The following is a 23,435-nucleotide window of genomic DNA, read 5'->3' as shown; positions in this document are numbered from 1 at the left end:
TCGCTAGGAGACAGAGCGATGAACAGTGGATTCACCATCGGCCAGCTGGCCAAGAAGACCGGGCTGCCCCAACACACGCTGCGCTACTACGAGAACGCCGGGCTCCTGCTCGACATCACGCGCCGCTCCAACGGCCGGCGCGTGTACTCCGACGGGGACCTGGACCGAGCTCTCCTGCTGACGAAACTGCGTGCCAGCGGGATGTCCGTGGCCGAGGTTCGTCGGTTCGTGGAGCTGTTGTCCAGCACGGACATCGATCCGGCGACTCGTCGAGAGACGCTGACCGGCTACCGGGAACAGATCACCGAACGGATCCACCGTCTCGAGGAGGCCCTGGCAGCGGTCATCGAGCTTGAGGAGGCCCAGGAGTAGACCGGCCTGGGCGTGGGTCGCCGTTGCAGGGCAGCCGGTCCGTTCCCGTCACTCGGTGGGCACACGACCGTCGGTGACCGGTCGCCGACGGGAGAGGGTTCGGTCGAGCAGCACCACCGGGACGGTGACCAGCGCCAGGATCGCGCCGATCCACGGGATCGATCCGACGCCGGCTCCGAGGTCGAGGGCTGTTCCGGCGAGGAGGGGGACGATGCTGATGCCGAGCTGGAACGCCGAGACCGCGGTGGCCCCCGCCAGGGTGGGTGCCTGCGCCGCGAGGGTGAACACCCGCCCGTAGACGGCCGGGTTGAGCACGAAGCCCGCGATGCCCAGTAGCGCCACCAGTGGGACGACCACGACGACGTGGGAGCCGAGCAGCGTCAACAGCACCGACGCGGCCGCGATCCCAGATGCTCCGGCCAGGAGCGCGAGGAAGGGGCGTCCGTCGGCGATCCTGCCGCCGATCGACAACCCCAGGAGTGCGCCGAGGCCGAAGAGGGTGAAGATCGCCGGGACCCACACCTCCTGGATCGAGGTGACAGCGACCAGGAACGCCGCGAGATAGTTGTACGAGGCCATGTAGGCGGCCGTGCTGAGCAGGGTCACCGCGTAGACGATCCACAGTTGTGGCCGCCGCATGGCACGCAGTTCCCGCCGCACACTGGGCGCGGTGTCGGTGCCGGTCGCGGGGATGGCCGCGAGGCTCAGTACAGCGCTGAGCACGGTGAGCGCGACCACCAGCCAGAACCCACCCCGCCACCCGGTGAAGTGGCTGAGCAGCGCACCCGCCGGACCACCGACGATCATCGCGAGGCTGAGCCCGCTGACCACGACTCCGGAGGCGCGGGCGTTGCGCTCGGGGGTGACCAGCGCGATCGCGGTGACGGCGGCGACAGCCCAGTACCCGGCGTAGGCGAGACCGCTGAGGAAACGGGCGGCCAGCAGGACGCCGTAGTCGTCGGTGACCAGCCCGATCGCCACCCCGGCCGCGAACACCGCCTGGGTGACGACCAGCGTGGTGCGGCGCGGCCAGCGCAGGGTGAGCACCGCGAGCGAGGGCCCGCCGAGGACCACGCCGATGGCAAACGCCGAGATCAACGCTCCGGCGGCGGCCAGCGTGATCCCGAGATCGTCCGCGATCGCCGGCAGCACTCCGGCCAGCAGGAACTCCGCGCTCCCCATCGCGAACAGGCTGAACGAGAGCAGGTAGACGCCCAGCGGCAGCCGCCGCCCAGCGGCGGTCTCGGCGCGCAAGGACTGTGCACTCATGGCGGGCCCTCTCCGTTCCGGTTGATTTCCACGATCACCACCGCGTGAGGGCTGTTTTCGGGCCGAGAATCAGCCCTCAGGCGGTGGTGATCTTGGCTGGGGATGTGAGTGAGGTCAGGCGGTGGCGAGTGCGTGGCCTGCCAGGCGCCACTCGACGAAGCCGTCCACCAGGCGGGAGGCCCGATGGCCGTCCGCGGCCAGCAGACGCACGGCGTCGTGCGAGAACTCGCAGTAGGCACCTCGGCAGTAGGCGACGATCTCCTGGTCGGCGGGCAGCTCGCGCATGCGATCCGCGAGTTCGTCCAGCGGGATCGACACCGCGCCGGGGATGTGTCCGGCGCGGTACTCCACGGCGGGCCGCACGTCGAGGACGACGGCCTCGCCCGCTTCGACCCGCCGCAGAAGCTCGTCGCGGTCGACGGCCTCGGTGTCGTCCGGCCCCAGGTGCCGGCGCGCGGCGGCGTCGACGTCCGGCAGATGAGCCGAGGCGACGTCGAGCACCTGGCCGTAGAGGGCGAGCACGTCGTCACCGGGCAGCCGGTAGCGCACGGTCGTGCCGTCCCGGTCGGAGGTGACCAGGCCCGCTCGCCGGAGGGTCTGCAGGTGCGCCGACGTCGTCGTGACCTGCAGGCCGGCCGCATGGGCCAGCTCGACCACTCCCCTCGGTCCCTGGGCCAGCAGCTCGATGAGCCCCAGGCGGTTGCCGTTGCCCAGGGCACTGCCGACGCGGGCGATCTGCTCGTACAGCGCCGGCCGGGTTCCTGTTTCGCTCATCATCACTCCACTATTCCATGAATCTATGGAACAGCGTAGGCCTGCGGAGACGCGGTACGCAAGCAGGGACGCGGGAGCGCCGGGGGTCGAACTGGGGCGCACCGGGCGCGCACGTCGGCGTCACATCGTCAAAGGGGTGACCGGCGAACAGTTCCCGAACTTCTGGGGGTATTCGTCGGCGCATTTCTCCCACGACCCGAATTGCCGTGAGCGGTCGCGGACGAGGGAATCCGGTCGAAAAGAACGCCACCGGACTCCCGTTCACCGATACCTTCGTGCCATGTCGACACCGCCGCCGTACCCGGGACCTGATCCCTCCGGTCAGGAGGAGCCCCAGCCCGGTTTTCCGGGTGCCGGGAACTATCCGAACTACCCCGGTTCCGGGCCCCGGTTCCCCGACGACCCGCTGGTGCCACTCGATTTCGCGGGGTGGTTCCGCCGGTCGATCGACGTGGCCAGGCGCAGCGCCGTCACGCTGGGCATCCTCCAGCTGATCAGCGCGGTGGTGAGCGTGGTCGTCAGCATCGCCACCGCGGGCCCGGCCACCGCCTTTCTCGACCAGGCCACGGCGTTGCAGGCGAGCGCGGAGACCGGGGCGCCACCGGACATGACCACGTTCGGTGCGGCGTTCGGCGCCTATGCCGTCACCATGCTGATCAGCTGGGTGATCTCGATCGCGGTCACCGTATTTGTCATGGGCGCATCGCTGTTCGTGGCGATCCGCGACGCCGACGGCAATCCCGCCACGGCCGCGGACGGTCTGCGATTCGCCGCGAAACGGGCACCATTGTTCGCCGCCTGGCTGGCTCTCGCCTGGATACTGATCGGCATCGGGACGGTCTTCTTCTTCATCCCCGGCATTTACCTGGCTGTCGTGCTGCTCAGTTCACTCGCGGGCGTCGTGGTGGTCGAACGCAACGGAATCGGCCGGTGCTTCGACATCATCCGGGGCCGGTTCTGGGCCACGACCGGCCGAATGCTGGTCGCGCTTCTCCTGGTCGGCGTCTACGCATTCATCGTCTACGGCATCAGCGGCGCGCTGGGCGGCGGACCGACGTCGGTGAGCACGGCCTTGCTGCACGCGGTTCTCGCCATCCCGGCGAGCATCGTGGTCGTCGGCATCGCCACCGTCACCTATGCCGAGCTGAGATTCCACCAGGACAACCGGGTCACCACGGGCACACTCGCGGCCGAGATGCAACGCTGACCGCATGGATTTCTCCCTCTGGACCGCCGCACCCCGGCCCTGGAACGACATCCTCGAATCTGCCCGGTACGCGGAACGGACCGGCTGGCACGGGATTTGGGTCGCGGACCACTTCATGCAGAACGGCGACGACGGCATCGACGCCCCGGTGCACGAGTGCCTCGCGCTGCTGGCCGCGCTCGCGGCGAGCACCGAGCGGATCCGGCTAGGGTCGATGGTCATCGGCAACACCTATCGGCATCCGGCGGTGCTCGCCAACCAGGTGGCCACGATCGACCAGATCGCCGGCGGCGGCCGGCTGGTGCTGGGTCTGGGTGCCGGCTGGCAGATCAACGAGCACGAGGCGTACGGCATCGACCTGCCCGCGCCGAAGCAGCGCCTCGCCCGGTTCGAGGAGGCCTGCCAGGTGATCAAGAGCCTGCTCACCCAGTCGCGCACCGACTTCGACGGCACGTACTACCAGCTGCGCGGCGCGCCGCTGGAGCCGAAGCCCGCCGCGCTGCCGCTGCTGATCGGGGCCCAGGGCGAGAAGGTGGCGCTGCGGATCGTCGCCACGCACGCCGACGAGTGGAACCACTGGGGCCTGCCGGACCTCGCCGCGCAGAAGGGTGAGGTGTTCCGGGCACACTGCGACGAGATCGGCCGCGATCCGGCCACCGTGCGCCGCTCCACGCAGGCGATGTTCGAGGTCATCGACGCGGGCGACAGCGAAGCGGCCGGGCGCCGGGACGCGCTGATCGCCCAGGGCAGGCCGGTGGTGATGGGCAGCGCCGAGGAGCTGCGCGACACCCTGGGCCGCTACGCCGAGGCGGGCATCGACGAGCTCCTGATCCCCGACATGGCCCTGGGCGACGACGCCCAACGCCGCGTCGACGCCCTGGAACGCCTACGCACAGAGGTCCTCTCCCCCACCCCCTGACCCCAACACCTCCACCCGCACAGACCGGGCGACTTCGCACACCGTCGTGCTGCGTCGCACATGTCCGGACGTGTACGACGCAGCACGACGGTGTGCGAGGTGCGCTCAGGCCCGCGGCGTCACCGGCGGGTGCGGTGGGTGTGTTGGCGCTCGCGCCAGCCGCAGGGGTCCTCGGCGTGCCAGCGGCGGGTGCGGGAGCGGGTGGTGTCGTAGAAGAGCAGGTCGCACTGCTCGCGGGCGCAGCGCCGTAGCCGGGCGGGGTCGAGCGCGCTGAGCTCGGTGATCAGCCGTCGGGCTAGCGCCGAGGCGGGCGTGGCGTCGTCCCAGGTCAGCCGCTGGCTCGGTGTTCCGTCGGTGACCACCAGCTCGATTCGCGCGGTGCTGTCGGCGGCCAGTGCGTTGAGCTCGGCGCAGTCCACCGGCTCACCGGCCAGGATCGCCTCGGCCGCGCGCGCCGCGGCGTGGTGGACTCCGCGCAGACCCGCCAGGTCCGGCTCGGTGACCGGCCGGTCGAGCAGCCCGGCCAGCTGTCCGGATGCCCCGGCGAGGTCCGGCAGGATCGGCTCACCCCGCGCGACCGAGGTCCCCGCCGGTCGTCGGGGGCGGCCGAGGTTGGCGAGCGCGACCAGCGCCTCGGGAGTCACTCAGCCATCCACCCTGGTCGCGAGGATGCGACGCCGGGGCTCGGCCACGAGGCTGTTCGCGGCCTGGGCGTTCGGGTGCGAGGCGTAGATCCGGAGCGCCTCGTCGGCGTCCTCCCGGGTCGCCCACTGGCTGACCACCAGCAGGTGCCCGGGGTCGTCGGCGTCGACGAGCAGCTCGTGGCTCAGGTAGCCCTCGAAACCCACCATGTCGCGCCAGATCGCTTCGGTCACCGCGCGCCCCTCCCCCGCTCGCTCGGCGGCGAACCGGGACTCCCACACGGAGTAGATCGACATATCGGCCTCTTTCGTGTCACGGTCTATCTTGATAGTAGAACGTGACACGGTCCGTGCGCGAGCAACTGAGACCGACAGGTGTCGCAGTCGACCACGGGATTCGACGACACACGCCGATATCAAATAGACGAGCAGAGGTCCACGCTGGGCAGCACTCACGAGTTAAGAGGAACTCAACGTCTCAGCGGGGTTCCTCCACGGGCTGTCAGACAGCAGGGAGAGCGGACATGGAACCTCAGAGCGCGGACTCATGGAACTACCCCAGCACCTTCGTCGCTGGGCTCGCGAACATCGACTACACGTTCTCCCCGGCGGAGGACGGGTGCAGGATCGTCGAGGTGAGCGCGCCCACCGAGGGCGAGGCATTGATCGCGGCCGGCAAGTACCTGCAACAACAGGCCCTGTCCGGCGCCGCGAGCAGCATCGAGGGGATCGACTGGCTGCTGCCCGGGGCACGGTCGTGGAAACACACCCTGATCCTGACGGTGTCCGGACTCGAGCGGGAAGAGGCCTGCTGACTCAGCGCACGAGCACGTCGGCGGTCGGGGCGAACCTGGCCTGGAAGAAGCGCATCGCCTTCGGCTCGTGCACGAACGTCAGACCGCCGGCGATCTGGCTGCGTTCCTTGTAGACGTCGATGATCCCGTCGGCGACCGCGTCCATGTGGCTCTGGGTGTAGGTACGGCGGGGAATGGCCAGGCGCACCAGCTCCAGCGGCGGGTAGCGGTTCTCGCCGGTCGACGGGTCGCGCCCGGCCGACACCGCGCCGCGTTCCACCCCGCGCACCCCGGCGATCAGGTAGATCGCGGCGATCAGGGTCTGCGCCGGCAGCTCCTCGCGGGGCACGTGGCTCAGGATCGCGGCGGCGTCGAGGAAGATCGCGTGCCCGCCGATCGGACGGACGACCGGCACCCCGGCCTCGATCAGCCGCTCGCCGAGGTACTCGACCTGCCCGACCCGGGCGGCGATGCTGTGCTCCTGTACCGACTCGACGATCCCCTGGGTGATCGCCTCCATGTCCCGTCCGGCCATGCCGCCGTAGGTGTGCATGCCCTCGTAGACCACGACCAGGCCGCGAGCCGCTTCGGCGAGTGCGTCGTCGCGCACGGCGAGCCAGCCGCCGATGTTGGCGAACGAGTCCTTCTTCGCCGACATGGTCGCGCCGTCGGTCAGCGCGCACAGGTCGTGCAGGATGTCGGCCACCGAGCGGTCGGACTGGCCGGGTTCGCGCTGCTTGATGAACCAGGCGTTCTCCACGGCCCTCGCGGCGTCCAGGATGATCGGGATGCCGTGCTGGTCGGCGACCTCGCGGACCTTCGCCAGGTTGGCGAGGCTGATCGGCTGCCCGCCGGCCATGTTGACCGTCGCGTGGATCCAGAACAGCGGGATGTTCTCCGGTCCGACCTGCTCGATCATCGCGCGCAGCTTGTCCAGGTCGACGTCACCCTTGAACGGGTGCTCGGAGTTCGGGTCGTGCGCCTCGTCGATGATCACGTCGTGGAAGATGCCGCCGTTGCGCTCCAGGTGCACGCGGGTCGACGGGAAGTACATGTTGCCCGGCACGTGGTGACCGGGCTTGATCAGGCACTGGGCCAGGATGTTCTCCGCCGCGCGGCCCTGGTGGGTCGGGATGACGTGCGGGTAGCCGTAGTACTGCTGAACGGCCGCCTCGAAGCGGTAGAAGCTGCTGGAACCGCAGTAGGACTCGTCGCCCAGCATCATCGCCGACCACTGCCGGTCGGACATCGCGTTCGTGCCGGAGTCGGTGAACAGGTCGATCGTGACCTCGTCGGCGCGCAGCAGGCACGTGTTGTAGCCGGCGCGCACCAGCGCTTCGGCGCGCTGCGCCCTGGTGGTGACCGGGATCGCCTCGACGGTCTTGATCCGGTACGGCTCGATGGGATGTGCGCGGCTCACGAGGGCTCTCCTGACGAGGTGCTGACGCGGGGCTGGTCGGACGACCAGGCCCGGTGGCGGTTGTGGCGGTCGATCTCGGCGGGGGCAGAGGGGACTCGGCGCATGGCTATGCGCAGCATCGGCGGCGCGAGCAGGGAGGTGACCAGCGCGATGAGCACGACGATGGTGAAGCCGGCGGGGCTGAGCAGACCGAGGCGCAGCCCGGCGAGCGCGATCACCACCTCGACCATGCCCCGGGAGTTCATGCCGGCGCCGAGCGCCAGTCCCTCCCAGTGGCTCAGCCTGCTGGCCCGTGCGCCCAGGTAGGCGCCGAGTAGCTTGCTCAGCACCGCGACCAGCACGGCGACGACGGCCGCGAGCGCGACGAGCGGGCTCGCCAGCACGGCCAGGTCGATACGCAGCCCGATCCCGGCGACGAAGATCGGGGCGAACACCCACAGCGTGATGGTGTTGAGCCCGGCCAGGTGTGCCGGGTTGAGGCGGCGCAGCACCGTCACACCGGCGAGGAACGCACCGAGGACGGCTTCCAGACCGAGGCCCGCGGTGGCGCAGCTGTAGAGCATCGTGAGCACGACGGCGAGCGCCGGGACCGCGCCGGCGGCGTGCGCGCTGAGCCAGTGCCCGAGCCTGGCCAACGGCTTGCCGAGCAGAACGGCCGCCAGCAGCACCAGCACGAGGTAGCCCAGCGCCAGTCCGACGCTGGTCGCGCCGGTGCCGATGGTCGCCATCGCGGCCACGACCGCGAGCAGCAGCCAGCCGACCGTGTCGTCCAGCGCCGCCGAGGCCAGCGTCAGCTGCCCGATGTCGCGGTGCAGCATGCCCAGGTCGGCGAGGGTCTTGGCGATCACCGGGATCGCGGTGATGCACAGTGCGACACCGACGAACAGCGCGACCACACCGCGTTCGGCGCCGGGCGGCAGCAGCGCGGCCGGAATGAGGTAGCCCAGTGCGATACCCGCGCCGAGAGGGATCAGCAGGGCGCCGAGGCCGATGCGTGCGACGTCACCGGCCCGGGTGCGCAGCATGGTGGTGTCCAGGTGCGCGGCGGTGAGGCTGACCAGCAGCAGCACCCCAGCCTGGCTGGTGGCGTCGAGCAGGTGCGCCTGTTCGGTGTTCTTCGGGAACAGCCAGTCCGACGCCCCGGGGCCGAGGTGGCCCAGGACCGACGGTCCGAGCAGCACCCCGGCCAGCATCTCGCCCGCGAGCGCGGGCAGGCCGAGCCGGCGCGCGAGCAGGCCGAGGCACAGCGCCGCCCCGAGCAGCACCCCGAGCTGCATCAGGAACGTCGCCAGCACCGGCGCCGCGAGCGGGGGGATCACCCGAATCCCCTGGTAGAAACCCGTGAGTGGCGAGTGGTCCCAGGGGACCACTCGCCACTCACGGGTTCTTTGGCCTGCATGTCAGGACCGGACCCAGCTCAGGCCGTCCGGGGAGACGGTGAGCCCACCGTCCCCGGCCGGAGCGGCCATCGCCGAATGGTCGCCGAGGACGGCGCCGACCTGCAGCTCCGCGCCCGCGGCCAGCAGTGTGCCGAGGAACCCTCCGCCCGCGTGCGCCCGGCCACCGGAGGTGAACGTGTCGGCGAGCTCGCCCGCGGTCTCGGTGAACCGGGGTCCGGTGAACTCGTCACCGGCCACGCCGCCGACCAGGTTGATGAACGACTCCAGGTCGGTCGGCGCGGTGTTGGCGATCTTGCGGGCCTCCCAGAAGTAGGAGTCCTGCGACTGGTGCAGGTTGTAGAACCCGACCAGGAACTCGTAGAACAGCGCGTACTCGCGCCGGTAGCGTTGCTCGAACTCGGCGAACGCCTCCTTCTCCTCGACCTCGCCCGCCAGGCTCGCGTTGAGCGAGCGGGCCGCCAGGGTCGCGCCGTAGGTCGCCAGGTGGACCCCGGAGGAGAAGACCGGGTCGACGAAGCAGGCTGCGTCACCCACGAGCACCATGCCGGGCGCGGAGAACGTGGTCGCGCAGTACGACCAGTCCTTGCGCACTCGCAGCTGCCCGTACATACCGTCGGTGACGCGGGTGGCGTCCGCGAGGTTGTCCCTGATCAGCGGGCACGCCTGGATCAGCTCGGACATCGCCCGCTCGGGGTCGCCCTGCACGAGCGCGGCCGACTCGCGGTTGACCACGGCGCCGACGCTGGTCAGCGTGGGGCTCAGCGGGATGTACCAGAACCAGCCCGCGTCGAACGCGACGCACAGGATGTTGCCCTCGCTCGGCGCCGGCAGCCGCTTGCCGTTCTCCCAGTAGCCGAACAACGCGAGGTTGCGGAAGAACTCCGAGTAGGCGCGGTTGCCTCCGACGTGGCGATGCAGGTTGCCGGTGTTGCCAGAGGAGTCGACGACGTAGCCGGCCGTCGCCTCGTGCTCCACGCCGTCGACGTCGCGGTAGCGCACGCCGGTGATCCGGTCGCCGTCGCGCAGCACGTCGAGCACCGAGCATTCCTGCCGGACCTCGACGCCGCTGCGCGCGGCGTTGTCGAGCAGGATCGTGTCGAACTTGGCGCGTTCCACCTGGTAGGCGTGTGACGTCGGGCCCGCCATGCGGCTGGAGACGGCGAAGTCGAACGTCCACGGCTCGGGGTCGGCACCCCACCGGAACGTGCCGCCGTGCTTGACGGTGAACCCGGCCTGTTCGATTTCTTTCTCGACGCCGAGCAGCCGGGCGACGCCGTGCACCGTCGAGGGCAGCAGCGACTCGCCGATCTGGTAGCGCGGGAACCGTTCCTTCTCCAGCAGCAGCACCTGGTGGCCGCGTTTGGCCACCAGGGTGGACACGGTGGATCCGGCGGGGCCGCCGCCCACCACGATGACGTCGTAGGTCGCGCTACTCATCGGACTCCCAGTTCGTGCTCGGTGAGGCTTGCGGGCAGCAGGTCGGTCCAGTGCTCGTCGACGTAGGCCAGGCACTGCTCACGGGGCAGTGACTCGACGACCGGGTGCCAGCCGGACGGCACCGCCACCCCGGCCGGCCACAGTGAGTACTGGCCCTCGTCGTTGCGCAGCACGTGACAGGTCTCGGCTTGGGCGCCGGAGAGCTCGGGCGCGGGGACGTCGTCGACCGCATCGGTCCCCAGTACCTGGGCGAGCACCGTCAACGCGTCGGGCCCCAGCATGTGGTGGTGCTCCGCCGGTGTCGGATGGACTCGGAGCTCACCGGCCACGAACGGTCGCCAGGACATCGGGTCCGGCGCGGCACCCTGGGCGGTCAACAGGGTGAGCGTGCCCGCGAACACCTCGGGGGTGAAGTCGCGTTGCAGCCGGATGTTGCGGCGCAGCACGTCGAGCATGCGGCGGACCTGGCCGGCGTCGAACGCACCGAGCGCCGAGTCGTGCGCGGTGAACAGCTCGCTCACCGACTCGGGGGTGTGCGCCGCGGCGGTGACGTCGTGGCCGAGTGACTCCAGGAGCAGGCGCAGCGCTGCTGGTTCGTCGAGCTCGGCCGCGTCCGATACCCGCACGGCGCGGGTCCCGCCTCTGCCCGGGTACCCGTCGAGGACCGCAAGCAGCTCGACCTCGGGACCCAGCGCGACCGCGACCGCGTGCGCCAGCACTCCGCCGTGTGACCAGCCCAGCAGGTGGTAGGGCCCGTGCGGCCGGATGCGCCGGATCGTCGTGACGTAGTGCTCGATCAGCCCGCGCATCGTCTCGATCGGGGTGGTGGTGGCGTCGAGCCCGGGATCCTGCAGCGCGTGGAGCGGGCTGTCCGGGCCGATCACGGGCAGCAGCCGGCCGTAGGCGAGGCCGAGGCCGGTCGCGGGCGGCAGACAGAACAGCGCGGGCCCGTCGCCTCGGGGGCGGAGCGTGAGGACCGGGGCGTGTCGTCGCGGCCCGGCACGGCGGGTCGAGGTGAGCAGTGAGGCCAACGCAGAGGGGGTGGCCGCCTCGGCCAGGTCGGGCAGGGTCAGCGTCACACCGAACAGCGCCCGGATGCGGCTGAGCAGCACGACCCCGACCAACGAGTGACCGCCGAGCTCGAAGAAGTCGTCGTCCTCGCCGCACTCGTGCCCACCGCCGAGCGCGAGGACGTCGGCGAACAGGTCGCACAGCAGCGGGATCACCGCGCCACGCGGGGCGCCGGACGTCGGTCGGGGCACCCGGCGGGCGCGCAGGGCATCGGTGTCGAGCTTGCCGTGGTCACCTACGGGCAGACCGTCCACCACGACGATCCGGGACGGGACCATGAACTCGGGCATCCGCTGCCGGGCCCAGGACCGTGCGGCACCCACGAGCGCCACGTCGTCGGCCGGCTGCTCCGGGGACGGCACCAGGTAGGCGGCCAGACAGTGCGCGCCCGCCGGATCGCGCTCGACGAGCACCCGCACGTCGCGCAGGCCGGGGTATTCCCCCAGCACCGCCTCGACCTCGCCGGTGTCGACACGCTGCCCACGGATCTTGACCTGGTCGTCGGTCCTGCCGACGAACTCGAGCTCGCCGTGGTCGTCACGGCGCACCAGATCCCCGGTCCGGTACATGCGGGACCCGGGCTGGCCCCACGGGTCGGCGATGAACCTTTCCGCGGTCAGCCCCGATCGCCCCAGATAGCCTCGCGCCACGCCGAGCCCGCCGACGCACAGCTCCCCCACGGAGCCGTCGGGCACCGGGTTCTGCCGTTCGTCCAGCACCTGGGTACTGACTCCGGGCAGCGCCCGGCCGATCGGCGCGACATCACCGGTCAGCGGTGCGCTGCTCGTCGCGCAGACCGTCGTCTCGGTCGGCCCGTACGCGTTGATCAGTCGCCGACCCTTCGCCCAGTCCGCCACCGCTCGGGCAGGGAAGGCCTCTCCCGCGACGATCAGGGTGGACACCGACGCCAGGTCCGCGGGGTCCATCACCGCGAGGGCGGTGGGGGTGATCGTCAGATGGGTGATCGCGTGCTCGGCGACCGTCGCGGCGAGGTCCGGCCCGGGCACCAGCGCGGACGGCGGCGCCATCACCAGGCAGGCACCCGAACCCAGCGCCATCGCGACTTCGGAGAACGCCGCGTCGAAACCGGTCGAGGCCCACTGCAGCACCCGGCTGTCCTCGGTCACCGCGAACCGTTCGATCTGCTGGGTGACCAGGTTGACGATGCCGGTGTGCGGAACGACGACACCCTTGGGCAGCCCGGTCGAACCGGAGGTGTAGATCAGGTACGCGGCGTGACCGGGCCGTAGACCGCCGGGATCGACGGGGGCCGGTGTCGAGGTGGACCGGTCGGGCAGCTCGACGACCTCGATCCCCGAGGGCACGGCGATCGTCCGCTCCAGGTCGGTGATCAGTACCGACACGGCGGCGTCGCGCAGCATGAAGTCCACCCGCCGGGCGGGATAGCCCGGGTCGATCGGCAGGTAGGCGCCGCCGGCCCGGTGCACGGCGAGCATGGCGACGACCAGTTCGATCGAGCGGTTCATCAGCAGAGCGACCCGCCGCTCCGGCCGCACGCCGAGCTCGACCAACCGGTGGGCCAACCGGTCCGCGCTCGCGGTCAGCGCGGCGTAGCTCAGCTCCTCGCGCCCGGCCCGGATCGCGATCGCGTCCGGAGATCGGGCCGCGTGTGCCGTCACGAGGTCGGTCCAGAACAGCGGAAGCTGATCTCCCTGACCAGCCTCGACCATTGAGTAGCCCCTATCGCTTTCTCTAAGTTTGATTAACTTGATCTTCACTCGCACTCGAACCCACCTCGAAGCGTCCGACGTGGCCGCGTCCCCACGAGTACTGGACGCGCGTCAGTAGACAGTCAACATTCTTTACAAGTCAACGACCAGAAGTAGTTTTGCCAGGTAAACTATGGTTTACGTATCCGCGACGCACGACAGCGGATCGACCGGCGATCATGAGTCCGACCAGCGCGAACATTCCACCCCGCCGTCGGACGACACGGGCCGGACTCGCGCATCAGACGGACGCCAAGTAGGCACCAAAGAGTGAGCTTTCAGCCTATTAAGGACACTGATGCGGCTCCACGCGTTCGGCAATACCGCTCCACCGATCCACCCGTAACCAACCGATCTGTTTACCTTATTGTGTAGGCAAACACATGTTGGCATTCGAGTGGCGCCGACCGATGTCGCCCGACACTCTCGGGGAGGGGAAACCATGGGGTTCTACGACTGCAGATGCATGATCACCGGCCTCAGCCTGAGCCGCGAGGCGGTCCTCGTCATGCTCGAGCGGACCGACGGGTCCTACCGGCCGACGGCACTGGGCATCCCGGGTTACTACAACCGGCTCGGCTCGATCGACGTCGACGAGGAGACCGCCAACACCGACCTGCTGCTGGAGTACTTCCACGCCCGGCTGCGCGACGGTGCCTTCGCCACCGAAGAACCGCTCGACACCATCGAGGAGCTGCTCGCCGCCTTCGAACGCAACAGCCTCGGCTCCGTGTTCGAGACGACCGAGCCGGCGGCGACCCTCAACGGCACCCCGATCGTCACCACGCTGATCGCCCAGCCGATCTGGAACGCCCTGACCGCGGCGCCGGCCGCCGAGCAGCCGTCGGCGCGGGAGTCGTTCGAGCACGTCTTCGGGCAGTCCCCGACCGCTCATGAGATCTACCAGGACCGCGTCGCGGAGTTCGCCGAAGAGACCCGCCAGCTGTCCCTGATCGACCGGTTCATGGCCGACCGGGGACTGACCTGGGCGGCGTCGTCGGAACCGTCCCAGCGCTACGCCACCGACTACGGCGGCCAGCACTACGCCGACGACGTCCGCCGGTATCTCGAGGTGGCCAGACGGGACTACGCCGACGTCCGAGCCTTCGACACGGCCTTCGCCGACGAGCAGACCGCGATCGACGAGTACTGCGACGACTAGCTCGATCCGCCGAATCCCTCGGCGGCATTGCACCTGATCGTCACCACTTCTTATAATCATTGCAAGAAGTAAGGAGGTGGTGGCTCCGTGGCCGATCCGATCATCTGGCGTGACTCCCGGCTCGGCATTCCGCGCGAGGCGGCGCTGAGCAACGGACCGCTGCGCTACCACGACAGCGGCGGTGACCTGCCGGTCCTCGTGTTCGTGCACGGCTACCTGGTCAACGCCAACATCTGGCGCAAGCTCGTCCCGTTGCTGCGCGGCCGGTTCCGCTGCATCACCCCTGATCTGCCGCTCGGCTCGCACGTCGCCCCGGTGGACCGGGACGCGGACCTGTCCCCACCGGGTATCGCCGCCATGATCGCCGAGCTGCTGGACGTACTCGGGCTGTCGGACGTGACGCTCGTCGGCAACGACTCCGGCGGCGCGTACAGCCAGCTCGTCGCCGCCGACCATCCGCACCGGCTGGGCAGGCTCGTGCTGGCCACGTGCGAGACACCGGAGTGCACCTGGCCACCGACACCGGGCGGGTTCGGCCTGTTGAAGACCACCGCGACCCATCCGCTCAGCTACCTAGCGCTGCACCAGGCGCTGCGGCTACGGCTGACCTGGCGATGGCGCAACACCTACGGCTGGCTGGCGAAACACCCCATCGACACTCCCGCGATGCTCAGCTACATCCGCCCGGTGCTGACCCGTGCCGCGATCCGTCACGACGGCCGCAAGGCCATCGGCAGCGTGTCCGACCGGTTCAGCAAGCGGGCCGCCGATCAGCTGGTCCGCCGCTTCGACAAGCCCGTGCTGTTGCTCTGGGCCGCCGAGGACCACGTGTTCCCGCTGGCCAGCGCCGAGCGCTACGCCCGGTCGCTGAACGCCGAGCTGCGCACGGTGCCCGATGCGTTCACCTACGTCACCGAGGACCAGCCGCATCGGACGGCACGGGCGCTGACGGACTGGCTGGCGTCCGCCGGGCCACCGCTCCCCCAGCGATGACGACGGCGCCGAAGAACAGCCCGACGACACCGGCCAGGTAGAGGCTGGGCGTGTACGCCTGCGGGTCGTAGACGGGCGGGTTGCCGGCGAGCGCGGTCAGGTAGTCCCCGATCACCCACTCGTTGTACCGGGACAGGAAGTGCCACCACTGCGCCCAGGTCATCATCACCAGCGAGAGGGGCAGCACCCAGCCCAGGACGACCGCGGCGCAGGCGCCCAGCCACACCGCGGGTGTGCGGGCCGCCCACAGCGCACCGGTGGTCGCGGTCAGTGCCCACACGTACAGCGCGAACAGCAGGATCGTCCAGAGCCAGGGAACGGGCCCGAAGGACAGCGCCAGGCTCACCACGACGAGCGCGCCCAGCACGGTGCGCAACATGACGACCGAGCCCCGACCGGCGGCCGCGACGCAGCCGAGAACGACGACGCACCCGACGGCCAGCAGCGCCAGGCGAAGGGGCGTCCACAGCATCGAAACCGACTCCGGTGCCGTCGGAACCCACATCTGGCTGTTCGCCACCGTCACCGCCAGCACCGCGGCGACCGACAGGCCCTCGGTCAAGTCGCCGGGTCCGCCCCTGCCCGCCCACCACCACAGACCGGTGAGCAGCAGACCGGCGGTCGTCGCGAGGCCGACGCAGGCGCCGGCACCGGCCGGGTCGGCGCGATCGACGACCACGTCGAGCACGAGCCAGGCCGCCCCGACGGCGAGCGCACACCATCCGACCCCACGTCGGCCGCTGCCCCGCCAGACGATCGCCGAGGCGGCCAGCACCATGACCGCGATCCGCAGGTCCCGCATCCAGTAGGTGCCGATCTCCAGCGGGCCCGGCCCGTGCGCCTGCTCGGCGACCGGTTGCCACACGGTCGCCGACACCGCCCAGCACACCGCGCAGGCCCACAGCACCGCGAGCGACAGCACTCGCGACAGTCGGGTGGTCAGCATCGAGCCAACCTAGTTGCCCGTCAGCCGCGGTCCAGCACATTTACCCCCGGGAACGACACCGCGAGATCGACCACGGGCCGGTAGGCCGACAGTTGGGCCCGTGTCCAGCCGACCGACCCGAGTGCCGCGTCGTCGGTGGCGATGCGATAGATCAGCGCGCGGACGAGCATCTGGCCCCACTCCGGCAGGTGCGACCATCGCGCGGCCAGCTCGGGTGCAGCGCCGTACCAGCACAGGGCGTCGACGACCGCGACCGCCGACGCCCAGGACGCCGGCCGCCAGTACGCGGGCCAGTCGATGACCGCCGGCGGCAGCCCGTCGGCGAACAGCACATTGCCCAGCAGATCGCCGTGCACGACCTGGGATTCCAGCTCGACCGGGCGGCGCGACCGAACCAGCTGCTCCAGCAGGTCCGACGCCCCCGGGGACACCCGGGCCGGGAGCTCTTCCCACGCCACCCGGTCCCCGAAGGCCCACGGGTCGTCGCGGTCGTCCAGGAACGCGGGCCTGGACAGGTCCGCGATGGCCGTGTGGAAGGCGTTCCCGGCGCGCAGCACGTCGTCGGGCCGCGACACGTCCGGGTCACCGGCGACGATCGTGGTCGCCTCCCAGCCCTCGGCGATCCACGCCCCGCCCAACGTCCGGACGGGCCGGGCGATCCGGAACTCGGGCGAGTCCGGCAGTGCGGCGAGCACGTCGGCGCGCCAGAGCGTCTCCGGCTCGAACTCCACCGGCTTCAACGCCAGCCGGCCGGCCCGCCACGTCTCACCCTTGCCTCCGGCCAGACCGACTGGAGGCTCCGTGGCTCCGAAAGCCACCAGGACCGCGTGCGGAGGCTGGCTCACACGCTGAGCATAATCCCAGGTCAGACACCTTCGGGCGCACTCAGCCAGACAGCACGTCGTCGAACGTGCCTCGGGTCCTTGGCAGTTCCAGGTCGTAGCGGCGGGTCCGCCCGCACCAGATCAGGTTGGCGTACAGGTATGCCCGCAGATCGCGCGCCAGACCGAGTGCCTGCTCGGCGGACTCCGGCGCGAGTCCCAGTTCCGTGGCGAGCCCCGGCAGCTGCCGTTCGCAGGTCAGGAACACGTGTTGCCGGTGCCTCGCGCGTTCGACCACCCGCGCCGCCGCCTCGTCGAGACCGCACCGCGTCGACTCCGCGAGCACCCGCACCATGTTGCAGGTCTGGCCGTCGGCGACGTCCTTCTCCACCCCGTAGACGTCGTTGTGCCACGCGGCGACATCCGCGAAACACCGCACCAGCTCGCGGAACACCGCACCGTCCCGCAGCGTTTCGGGGATCCGGTACGCGCTGACCACTTCGAGCACGTCGACCTGGAAGATCATCGCGACGGTGCGCCTGCGCATCGGGACGAACGTCGCCTCGTCCGGCACCTCACCGCGCGCGTGGTACCGGTTCTGCAGCGCGACCGCCTCCAGGTAGCCGAGGTAGTCGACGGTGATCCGGCGCCGCCCCACCTCGTCCAGGCAGCGGGTCAGGTCCGGCCAGTAGTCGGCGAACCCGGCGACGACCGGGTTCGACGGCGATATCCCCTGCCCCGCGATCACCGCGCGCATGTCGCTCACGACCTCGGCGAACCGCCGTTCCCCGTCCTTGCCCTCGTAGTTGTCGTACTGGTCGTCGGCGAGCGAGCCCCAGCAGAACCACTTCAGACCGAGCACCATCGCCGCCACGTCGGCGCGCGGTGTGACGATGCCGTGGTAGAGCCCGAGCTCGAACGACCGCAGATGCGCCTCCTGGCGCGGGCTGGTGAGGAAACCGACCCGCCACAGCCACTCGACGACCTGGTCCTCGGCCTGTCCCGCCACCGGGTTCGACTCGGTCGGGGAGAAGAAGCCGTCGACCAGCACCGAGGTGTCGATCATCGGCATGAGCGCTCACCGGTCCCCGCCTGGGCTCTCCCGGCGACGTCTGCCCGACCGGGTTCCCAGCATGATGACCGGCCGTGGCCCCGGGGAGAAGACGGTGATAGCGATACCGCGACCCGCCCTCGGCGCATACCTAGGAGCGCGTGGCCCCGAGGGCGGCGACGATGTGCCCGGCCGAGTCCGCCAGCTCCTCCTTCACCCGTTCGACCTCGACGTCGACGAGTGTGTGGTCGCGCTTGCGCCAGCGTCCGGCGACCATCACCGACTCGATGTCGCCGACGCCCGCGTGCAGCGCCGCCGCGACCGGGTCGTGCGCCGGCCACAGGTTGAGTGCGCGCGCGTCGACGGCGATGAGGTCCGCCCGCATGCCCGGTTCCAGCCGGCCGACGTCGTCGGCGAGGCCGAGCGCGCGGGCTCCTTCGACGGTCGCCCAGCGCAGCGCCTGCATCGCGGTGACCGTCGGTTCGTGCGAGAAGACCCCGTGGGCCTGTCGGTGGTGGTCGTGGTCGAGGCCGCGTTGCTGGGCGAGTGCGACGCGGGCGGACACCAGCAGGTCGCCGGGCACGACGGCGTCGGTGTCGGTGCCGAGCGACGGCGCGGCGCCGATCGGCAGCAGCCGCGCGGTGATCGGGGCGCCGTGGCCCTGACCGAGCTCGTTCTCCGCGGTCGTCGTGAAGCTGACACCCGCGTCGACGAGGGTCCTGGTCCAGCTGTCGGTGAGGCCCGCGCCGTGGACGATGTTGGTGAGCGGGCCGAACAGCCGCGCCTCTCGGACGACGTCCCACGCGGGTTGCGGGTCGCCGCCGCTCTGGTGCATAGACACGACGATGCCGCGCTCGGCGGCGGCCCGGAAGTCGGCGACGGCGACGTCGGCCGGGGACAGCTGCGGGCCGGGGATCGCCATCCCCACGGTGAGCAGCTCGTGGCTGCGCGCGAGGAGCCGGTCGATCTCGGTCACCGGGTGGGGCTCCGGCAGGCTGTACCGCCTGCCGTGCAGGAAGACCGTCCGGATGCCGGACCGGAGGAACCCCTCGATCGCGGCGTCGGAATGCTCGGGGGTCGGAGTGTTGTGGCACCAGTCGCCCACCGTCGTCACGCCGCTGTTCAGCTGGCTCAGCGCACCGGCCAGGCTCGCGATGCGCATGTCCTCCGGGCGGTAGTAGCCGGCGAGGGTGCCGTGGGCGAGCGTCAGGTACCGCGACAGCGTCCAGTCGACGCCGACGGTGCGCAGCCCGGTCTGCCAGGTGTGCAGATGGGCGTTGACCAGGCCGGGCATGACGACCCGGCCCGAGAGATCGAGGACCTCGGCGTCGCCGCCGTCGAGGTCCCGGCCGACATCGGCGATACGGGTTCCCTCGACCAGGACGTCGACGCGCTCCCAGTCGGGCCTGCCCGGGGTCATCGTGATCACCTGGGCGCCGCGCAGCAAAGCCTTCATAATGGATACACCGTAGCCATTATGGGGCGATCGGGTCAACGCCTCAGTCGTGCCCCCTGAGTCGCCCGAGCCCGCCGATGAGCAGGTTCAGCCCGAAGGCGAACTCCCGCTCCAGCGGTATCGGCAGGTGCTCCACCACGCTGAGCGTCGCGGGAAACGCACTCATGTCGGGCGCCGCCCACGGCTCGCCCGCCTCCGATCCGCCGCCCGCGAGCTGGATCGCGAACCCCAGTACGTACCTGGCCAGTGTCGCCCAGGTCTGCGCGGCGTCCGCCGGCGAGAAGCCCGCGTCGAGCAGCAGCGCGATCCCCTGCTCACGTTGCGCCATCGCGTGCGGACCGACCGGGACCTGATCCACCAGCAGCGGCGCGACACCCGGGTGGCGCCGGAACACCTCGAACATGGCGTGCGCGAGCGTCTCGCAGGCCTGTGACCAGGACAGCGTCCGCATCACCTCCGGCTCGACCCGACCTTCGCCGAGCACTCCGTCGATGACGTGGGCGACGAGCTCGGCCCGGCCGCTGAAGTGCCGGTACAGGGTTGCCGTGCCGGAGTTCAGCCGCCGGGCCAGGGTCCGCATCGAGAGTGCGTCGGCACCCTCCTCGTCGAGGATCTGGATGGCCGTGGCGATGATCCGCTCCAGCGGGACCGGTGGACGCCCCGGGGATCGCCGGTCGGACAGCTCGGGGCGCGTGGTCACGCGGCCCAGTATGCCGAGGGTTGACACCGGTGCCAATAACGGCAACGCTGTAACCATTATGAGTGATCACGACGTGCACCCCGACTCGCGGTTCGCCGTGGTGGACGGCATGCGGATGCACTACAAGCGTTCGGGGACGGGTCCGACGGTGGTGTTGCTGCACGGCAGCGCATCCTCGCTGCACGGTGTCGAGGCGGTGGCTCGACGACTGGAGGACTCGTTCGACGTGCTTCGGCCGGACCTGCCCGGGTTCGGGGTGACCGGACCCCGGCCCGACCGCGACTACCGCGTGCGGACCTACGCGGGGACGCTCTCACGGTTCCTGGACGCGGTCGAGGTACCCCGCTGCGTGGTCGTCGGCAACTCGCTGGGCGGCAACATCGCCTGGAACCTCGCGCTCGACACCCCGCACCGGGTCGCGGGTCTGGTACTGGTCAACGCCACCGGTTATCCGGGCAAGCGGGTCCCGGCAGCCATGCGGCTCGCGCGCAACCCTGTGTTCGGCCAGGTGCTGCGGCGGTTCGTGCCCCGGTCGGCGGTCGCGCGGGGTCTGCGCCAGGCCGTCGGTCCGGCGCATCGCGGCGTCGTCGACGAGGAGCTGGTCGAGCGCGCGCACCGGCTGTGGAACCGGCCGGGCAACCGCGGCGCGATGGTCGACCTGGCATGCACCGACCAGCCGGACCGCAGTGCGGAGATCCCGGGGATCACCGCGCCGACGCTGGTGCTGCGCAGCGCGGGAATGGACGGGCAGCACTTCGCCCGGTTCCTGACCGGCTGCACCGAGAAGGTCCATCCCGACGGCGGCCATCTGCTGCCGCAGGAGGATCCTCGCTGGGTCGCCGAGGCGGTCGCGGAGTTCGCGCGGGCGGTGAGCCGGTGAGGTACTTCGTCACCCCCGGTGAGGACCGTCGGCTCGACGCCGCGACCCGGTCCACGCTGCGGGGCAGCTTCGTCCGGCTGTCCGACGGCGTGACGCACTACGAGCTGACCGGACCGCACGGCGGCGACGTCGTCGTACTGGTGGGCGGTCTGACGGTGCCGTTGTTCTACTGGGATTCCACGGTCGCGGCGCTGCATGCGCACGGCCTGCGGACCCTGACCTACAGCGGCTACGGGCGGGGCTGGTCCGATCGGGTCCAGGGGCGCTACGACGAGGCGCTGTTCGCCCGTCAGCTCGACGAGCTCGTCCGCGAGCTCGACCTGCCGACGCCGCACCACCTGGTCGGCACGTCGATGGGTGCGCTGGTGGCGATGACGCACGCCCTCGCCCACCCCGTGAGCACGCTGACCCTGGTCGGCCCGGCCGGTCTCGGCCCGAGGCCTGTTCCGTACCGGCTCCTGCTCGGCACCGACCTGACGGTGGGTCTTCTCGCCCGGCGTTTCGGCGGGCGGCTGCTGGAGCACCACCTGGGGCACGAGGTGCGGGATCCGGTGCTCGGGGCCGAGCTGGCCGCTCTGGTGCGCGATGCCTACCGGTGCGAGGGCTCCCGATACGCGCTGTTCGCGACGCTGCGCCACTTCCCGCTGTTCGACCGCGCCGAGCTGTACCGACGGGCCGGCGAGCTGCCGGTGCCGATCACGCTGATCTGGGGAGCGCGGGACACGGTCACGCCGATCGGTTCTCTCGACCGGGTCCGCTCCCTGCTGCGGCCCACGCACTGCCAGGTGGTCTCCGACTGCGGCCACATGGTCCCGTTCGAACGTCCGACCACCGTCGCCGACCTGGTGGCGGCTCACGCGGAGAGGCCACAGCGATGACTGTCGACGTACTGATCGTGGGAGCCGGACCCACCGGAACCGCGCTGGCCATCGACCTCACCAGGCGCGGCGTGACCGTGCGGCTCATCGACCGCGCCACCTCGGCCTTCGACGGGTCGCGGGCCAAGGGGATCCAGCCGCGCACGCTGGAGGTGCTGGAGGACCTCGGCGCGCTGCCCGAGGTGCTGGACCGGGGCAGCCTGTATCCGCAGTTGGGCATCCACCTCGGCCCGGTGATCCTGCCCCGGCGAATGATGGCCAAGGGGACGCCGAGCCCCGACGTCCCGTACCCCGACACCTGGCTGATCCCGCAGTACAGCACCGACCGGGCGCTGCACGCGAGGCTGGAGGCGCTCGGCGGGCGAGTCGAGTTCGGGACCGAGCTGGTGGACTTCACCGCCGGGCCCACCGGGGTCAGCGCGCGGCTGTCGACCGCCGACGGGACCGAGGACGTCAGCGCGCGGTACCTGGTCGGCGCCGACGGCGGTGGCAGCCGGGTGCGCAAGCAGGCCGGGATCGAGTTCGACGGTTCTACCGACGACGCGGACCGCATCCTGATCGTCGACAGCACCGTCGCCGGCGACCTGTCCCGCCGCTACTGGCACATCTGGCCGGGGATGCGCGGACGGTTCATCGGTGCCTGCCCGCTGCCGCACAGCGACCTGTTCCAGTGGATGATCCGGTTGGCTCCGGACGAGGACCCGCCGGGCGACGCCGACGCGATCACCCGCCGGATCCGGTCCCACACCCGCGACAGGAGCCTGGCCGTGCGGGACATCCGCTGGCAGTCGGTGTTCCGCCCCAATGTCCGGCTGGCTCGGCGGTACCGTCGAGGGCCCGTGCTGCTGGCGGGCGACGCCGCCCACGTGCACACACCGGCCGGTGCGCAGGGCCTCAACACCGGCATCGGCGACGCCTACAACCTGGGCTGGAAGCTGGCACAGGTCCTGGCCGGCGCCGACGAGAAGCTCCTGGACACCTACGAGGCGGAGCGGCGGCCGGTCGCCGCCGGCGTGCTGGGACTGTCCAGCAAGAGGTACGAGGGCCTGGGCAGGTTCGCACCGTCGAGCATGCGGCGCGGTCCGGACGAACAGCAGCTGACCCTGACCTACCGCGACGGCCCGCTAGCCTCAGCCGCCGGCACCGCGACGCTGCGGGTCGGCGACCGTGCCCCCGACGCAGTCCTGCGCGCCCCCTCCGGTACTCCGCTGCGGCTGTTCGAGGCGTTCCGGGGTCCACACTTCACCGCGATCGCCTACGGCCGGAGCAGTCCCCGGCTCGACTGGCCCTCGGCCGGGGCACGGCTCGAACGTCTCGCCGTCGAATCCGGTGCCGAGGACTCACTGACCGACCCGACCGGCGAGTTCGCCCGGACCTACGGGCTGACCGGGGACACGGTGGTGCTCGTGCGCCCCGACGGCTACATCGGCGGCCTCGGCGACGCTCCCCGTTTCGCCTTCCCCGCTGGTCAACATTCAGGACACCATTTATAGAATGTTGCCATTCAGGTAGAA

Annotated in this window: 22 protein-coding genes; 9 read left to right on the top strand and 13 right to left on the bottom strand. The window is 70.7% G+C overall.

Annotation, left to right across the window (positions count from 1 at the left end; genetic code table 11):
* The first annotated feature begins 18 nt into the window (after nucleotides 1–18).
* Nucleotides 19–372 (top strand): MerR family transcriptional regulator, encoded by a 354-nt coding sequence (locus G406_RS47730; RefSeq protein WP_037077241.1) that lies wholly within the window; start codon nucleotides 19–21, stop codon nucleotides 370–372.
* 48 nt (nucleotides 373–420) lie between these two features.
* Here the strand turns inward: G406_RS47730 and G406_RS0118010 are convergent, their stop codons facing one another.
* Together G406_RS0118010 and G406_RS0118005 are read right to left on the bottom strand one after the other, a co-directional pair.
* Nucleotides 421–1,641 carry an MFS transporter gene (locus G406_RS0118010; protein WP_028934915.1) on the bottom strand — a complete coding sequence of 407 codons (1,221 nt, stop codon included), beginning with the start codon at nucleotides 1,639–1,641 and terminating at the stop codon, nucleotides 421–423.
* 114 nt (nucleotides 1,642–1,755) lie between these two features.
* Complete coding sequence (locus G406_RS0118005; RefSeq protein ID WP_028934914.1) at nucleotides 1,756–2,415, bottom strand: ArsR/SmtB family transcription factor; 660 nt, start codon at nucleotides 2,413–2,415, stop codon at nucleotides 1,756–1,758.
* 280 nt (nucleotides 2,416–2,695) lie between these two features.
* Between G406_RS0118005 and G406_RS0118000 the strand changes: the two genes are divergently transcribed.
* Nucleotides 2,696–3,622, top strand: coding sequence for a hypothetical protein (locus G406_RS0118000; protein ID WP_028934913.1), 927 nt, complete (start codon nucleotides 2,696–2,698; stop codon nucleotides 3,620–3,622).
* Nucleotides 3,623–3,626: 4 nt separating this feature from the next.
* Nucleotides 3,627–4,541, top strand: a complete 915-nt coding sequence (locus G406_RS0117995) for a TIGR03560 family F420-dependent LLM class oxidoreductase (protein WP_028934912.1) — start codon at nucleotides 3,627–3,629, stop codon at nucleotides 4,539–4,541.
* A gap of 119 nt (nucleotides 4,542–4,660) precedes the next feature.
* Here G406_RS0117995 and G406_RS54130 read toward each other — a convergent pair whose 3' ends face one another.
* Together G406_RS54130 and G406_RS47720 are read right to left on the bottom strand one after the other, a co-directional pair.
* Nucleotides 4,661–5,185, bottom strand: a complete 525-nt coding sequence (locus tag G406_RS54130) for a CGNR zinc finger domain-containing protein (RefSeq protein ID WP_028934911.1) — start codon at nucleotides 5,183–5,185, stop codon at nucleotides 4,661–4,663.
* On the bottom strand, nucleotides 5,186–5,479 hold the full coding sequence (locus G406_RS47720) for an antibiotic biosynthesis monooxygenase family protein (protein WP_037077222.1): 294 nt from the start codon (nucleotides 5,477–5,479) through the stop codon (nucleotides 5,186–5,188). It lies immediately after the preceding gene.
* A gap of 227 nt (nucleotides 5,480–5,706) precedes the next feature.
* Here G406_RS47720 and G406_RS0117980 point away from each other — a divergent pair, with 227 nt between their 5' ends.
* The gene (locus G406_RS0117980; protein ID WP_028934910.1) at nucleotides 5,707–5,997 is read left to right on the top strand and encodes a hypothetical protein; all 291 of its coding nucleotides are present in this window, start codon (nucleotides 5,707–5,709) and stop codon (nucleotides 5,995–5,997) included.
* Between the two features lies 1 nt (nucleotide 5,998).
* On the opposite strand, the gene G406_RS0117975 is transcribed toward G406_RS0117980, so the two are convergent.
* The 4 genes from G406_RS0117975 to G406_RS47715 form a co-directional block, all read right to left on the bottom strand.
* Nucleotides 5,999–7,396 carry a tryptophanase gene (locus G406_RS0117975; RefSeq protein WP_028934909.1) on the bottom strand — a complete coding sequence of 466 codons (1,398 nt, stop codon included), beginning with the start codon at nucleotides 7,394–7,396 and terminating at the stop codon, nucleotides 5,999–6,001.
* On the bottom strand, nucleotides 7,393–8,715 hold the full coding sequence (locus tag G406_RS0117970; protein WP_245607149.1) for a cation:proton antiporter: 1,323 nt from the start codon (nucleotides 8,713–8,715) through the stop codon (nucleotides 7,393–7,395). Before G406_RS0117970 ends, G406_RS0117975 begins: the two co-directional genes overlap by 4 nt.
* Nucleotides 8,716–8,796: 81 nt before the next feature.
* Nucleotides 8,797–10,233: a tryptophan 7-halogenase gene (locus G406_RS0117965; protein WP_028934907.1), complete on the bottom strand. Its 1,437-nt coding sequence runs from the start codon at nucleotides 10,231–10,233 to the stop codon at nucleotides 8,797–8,799.
* Entirely contained in the window at nucleotides 10,230–12,995 is a 2,766-nt protein-coding gene (locus tag G406_RS47715; protein WP_051342284.1) for an amino acid adenylation domain-containing protein, read from the bottom strand. The genes G406_RS0117965 and G406_RS47715 overlap by 4 nt, the downstream gene beginning before the upstream one ends.
* Nucleotides 12,996–13,476: 481 nt before the next feature.
* On the opposite strand from G406_RS47715, the gene G406_RS0117955 reads away from it, so the two are divergent.
* Both G406_RS0117955 and G406_RS0117950 read left to right on the top strand, forming a co-directional pair.
* Complete coding sequence (locus G406_RS0117955; RefSeq protein WP_028934906.1) at nucleotides 13,477–14,196, top strand: hypothetical protein; 720 nt, start codon at nucleotides 13,477–13,479, stop codon at nucleotides 14,194–14,196.
* 87 nt (nucleotides 14,197–14,283) lie between these two features.
* Nucleotides 14,284–15,189 carry an alpha/beta fold hydrolase gene (locus G406_RS0117950; protein WP_051342283.1) on the top strand — a complete coding sequence of 302 codons (906 nt, stop codon included), beginning with the start codon at nucleotides 14,284–14,286 and terminating at the stop codon, nucleotides 15,187–15,189.
* Here the strand turns inward: G406_RS0117950 and G406_RS0117945 are convergent.
* The 5 genes from G406_RS0117945 to G406_RS0117925 all read right to left on the bottom strand — a co-directional run bounded on the left by G406_RS0117945 (nucleotide 15,107) and on the right by G406_RS0117925 (nucleotide 20,163).
* Nucleotides 15,107–16,135: a hypothetical protein gene (locus G406_RS0117945; RefSeq protein WP_028934904.1), complete on the bottom strand. Its 1,029-nt coding sequence runs from the start codon at nucleotides 16,133–16,135 to the stop codon at nucleotides 15,107–15,109. The two genes, G406_RS0117950 and G406_RS0117945, sit on opposite strands and share 83 nt — an antisense overlap.
* Before the next feature lie 20 nt (nucleotides 16,136–16,155).
* Entirely contained in the window at nucleotides 16,156–16,980 is an 825-nt protein-coding gene (locus G406_RS47710; protein WP_037077220.1) for a TIGR02569 family protein, read from the bottom strand.
* A 40-nt stretch (nucleotides 16,981–17,020) separates the two neighbouring features.
* Complete coding sequence (locus G406_RS0117935; protein ID WP_028934903.1) at nucleotides 17,021–18,028, bottom strand: terpene synthase family protein; 1,008 nt, start codon at nucleotides 18,026–18,028, stop codon at nucleotides 17,021–17,023.
* A 130-nt stretch (nucleotides 18,029–18,158) separates the two neighbouring features.
* Nucleotides 18,159–19,463 carry an amidohydrolase family protein gene (locus G406_RS0117930; protein ID WP_211241185.1) on the bottom strand — a complete coding sequence of 435 codons (1,305 nt, stop codon included), beginning with the start codon at nucleotides 19,461–19,463 and terminating at the stop codon, nucleotides 18,159–18,161.
* A gap of 43 nt (nucleotides 19,464–19,506) precedes the next feature.
* Nucleotides 19,507–20,163: a TetR/AcrR family transcriptional regulator gene (locus tag G406_RS0117925; RefSeq protein ID WP_028934901.1), complete on the bottom strand. Its 657-nt coding sequence runs from the start codon at nucleotides 20,161–20,163 to the stop codon at nucleotides 19,507–19,509.
* Nucleotides 20,164–20,221: 58 nt separating this feature from the next.
* On the opposite strand from G406_RS0117925, the gene G406_RS0117920 reads away from it, so the two are divergent.
* The 3 genes from G406_RS0117920 to G406_RS47705 are packed head-to-tail and all read left to right on the top strand — an operon-like array spanning nucleotide 20,222 to nucleotide 23,414.
* Nucleotides 20,222–21,043 (top strand): alpha/beta fold hydrolase, encoded by an 822-nt coding sequence (locus G406_RS0117920; protein ID WP_037077219.1) that lies wholly within the window; start codon nucleotides 20,222–20,224, stop codon nucleotides 21,041–21,043.
* Nucleotides 21,040–21,921: an alpha/beta fold hydrolase gene (locus tag G406_RS0117915; protein ID WP_028934899.1), complete on the top strand. Its 882-nt coding sequence runs from the start codon at nucleotides 21,040–21,042 to the stop codon at nucleotides 21,919–21,921. The genes G406_RS0117920 and G406_RS0117915 overlap by 4 nt, the downstream gene beginning before the upstream one ends.
* Nucleotides 21,918–23,414: an FAD-dependent monooxygenase gene (locus G406_RS47705; RefSeq protein WP_051342282.1), complete on the top strand. Its 1,497-nt coding sequence runs from the start codon at nucleotides 21,918–21,920 to the stop codon at nucleotides 23,412–23,414. Before G406_RS0117915 ends, G406_RS47705 begins: the two co-directional genes overlap by 4 nt.
* The last annotated feature ends 21 nt before the right edge of the window (nucleotides 23,415–23,435 follow it).

It is taken from the genome of Actinospineispora spinosispora DSM 44797 (genome assembly GCF_000429025.1).
GTDB classification, from domain to species: domain Bacteria; phylum Actinomycetota; class Actinomycetes; order Mycobacteriales; family Pseudonocardiaceae; genus Pseudonocardia; species Pseudonocardia spinosispora.
Note: the sequence above shows the minus strand (reverse complement) of the source record. Positions and strands in the feature narration are given on the sequence as shown.

What these genes read in the sequence shown, in the direction of transcription:
- G406_RS47730 (WP_037077241.1), top strand. Translation starts at nt 19, where the DNA reads ATGAACAGTGGATTCACCATCGGCCAGCTGGCCAAGAAGACCGGGCTG.
- G406_RS0118010 (WP_028934915.1), bottom strand. Translation starts at nt 1,641, where the DNA reads ATGAGTGCACAGTCCTTGCGCGCCGAGACCGCCGCTGGGCGGCGGCTG.
- G406_RS0118005 (WP_028934914.1), bottom strand. Translation starts at nt 2,415, where the DNA reads ATGAGCGAAACAGGAACCCGGCCGGCGCTGTACGAGCAGATCGCCCGC.
- G406_RS0118000 (WP_028934913.1), top strand. Translation starts at nt 2,696, where the DNA reads ATGTCGACACCGCCGCCGTACCCGGGACCTGATCCCTCCGGTCAGGAG.
- G406_RS0117995 (WP_028934912.1), top strand. Translation starts at nt 3,627, where the DNA reads ATGGATTTCTCCCTCTGGACCGCCGCACCCCGGCCCTGGAACGACATC.
- G406_RS47720 (WP_037077222.1), bottom strand. Translation starts at nt 5,479, where the DNA reads ATGTCGATCTACTCCGTGTGGGAGTCCCGGTTCGCCGCCGAGCGAGCG.
- G406_RS0117980 (WP_028934910.1), top strand. Translation starts at nt 5,707, where the DNA reads ATGGAACCTCAGAGCGCGGACTCATGGAACTACCCCAGCACCTTCGTC.
- G406_RS0117965 (WP_028934907.1), bottom strand. Translation starts at nt 10,233, where the DNA reads ATGAGTAGCGCGACCTACGACGTCATCGTGGTGGGCGGCGGCCCCGCC.
- G406_RS47715 (WP_051342284.1), bottom strand. Translation starts at nt 12,995, where the DNA reads ATGGTCGAGGCTGGTCAGGGAGATCAGCTTCCGCTGTTCTGGACCGAC.
- G406_RS0117955 (WP_028934906.1), top strand. Translation starts at nt 13,477, where the DNA reads ATGGGGTTCTACGACTGCAGATGCATGATCACCGGCCTCAGCCTGAGC.
- G406_RS0117945 (WP_028934904.1), bottom strand. Translation starts at nt 16,135, where the DNA reads ATGCTGACCACCCGACTGTCGCGAGTGCTGTCGCTCGCGGTGCTGTGG.
- G406_RS0117935 (WP_028934903.1), bottom strand. Translation starts at nt 18,028, where the DNA reads ATGCCGATGATCGACACCTCGGTGCTGGTCGACGGCTTCTTCTCCCCG.
- G406_RS0117930 (WP_211241185.1), bottom strand. Translation starts at nt 19,463, where the DNA reads ATGAAGGCTTTGCTGCGCGGCGCCCAGGTGATCACGATGACCCCGGGC.
- G406_RS0117920 (WP_037077219.1), top strand. Translation starts at nt 20,222, where the DNA reads ATGAGTGATCACGACGTGCACCCCGACTCGCGGTTCGCCGTGGTGGAC.
- G406_RS47705 (WP_051342282.1), top strand. Translation starts at nt 21,918, where the DNA reads ATGACTGTCGACGTACTGATCGTGGGAGCCGGACCCACCGGAACCGCG.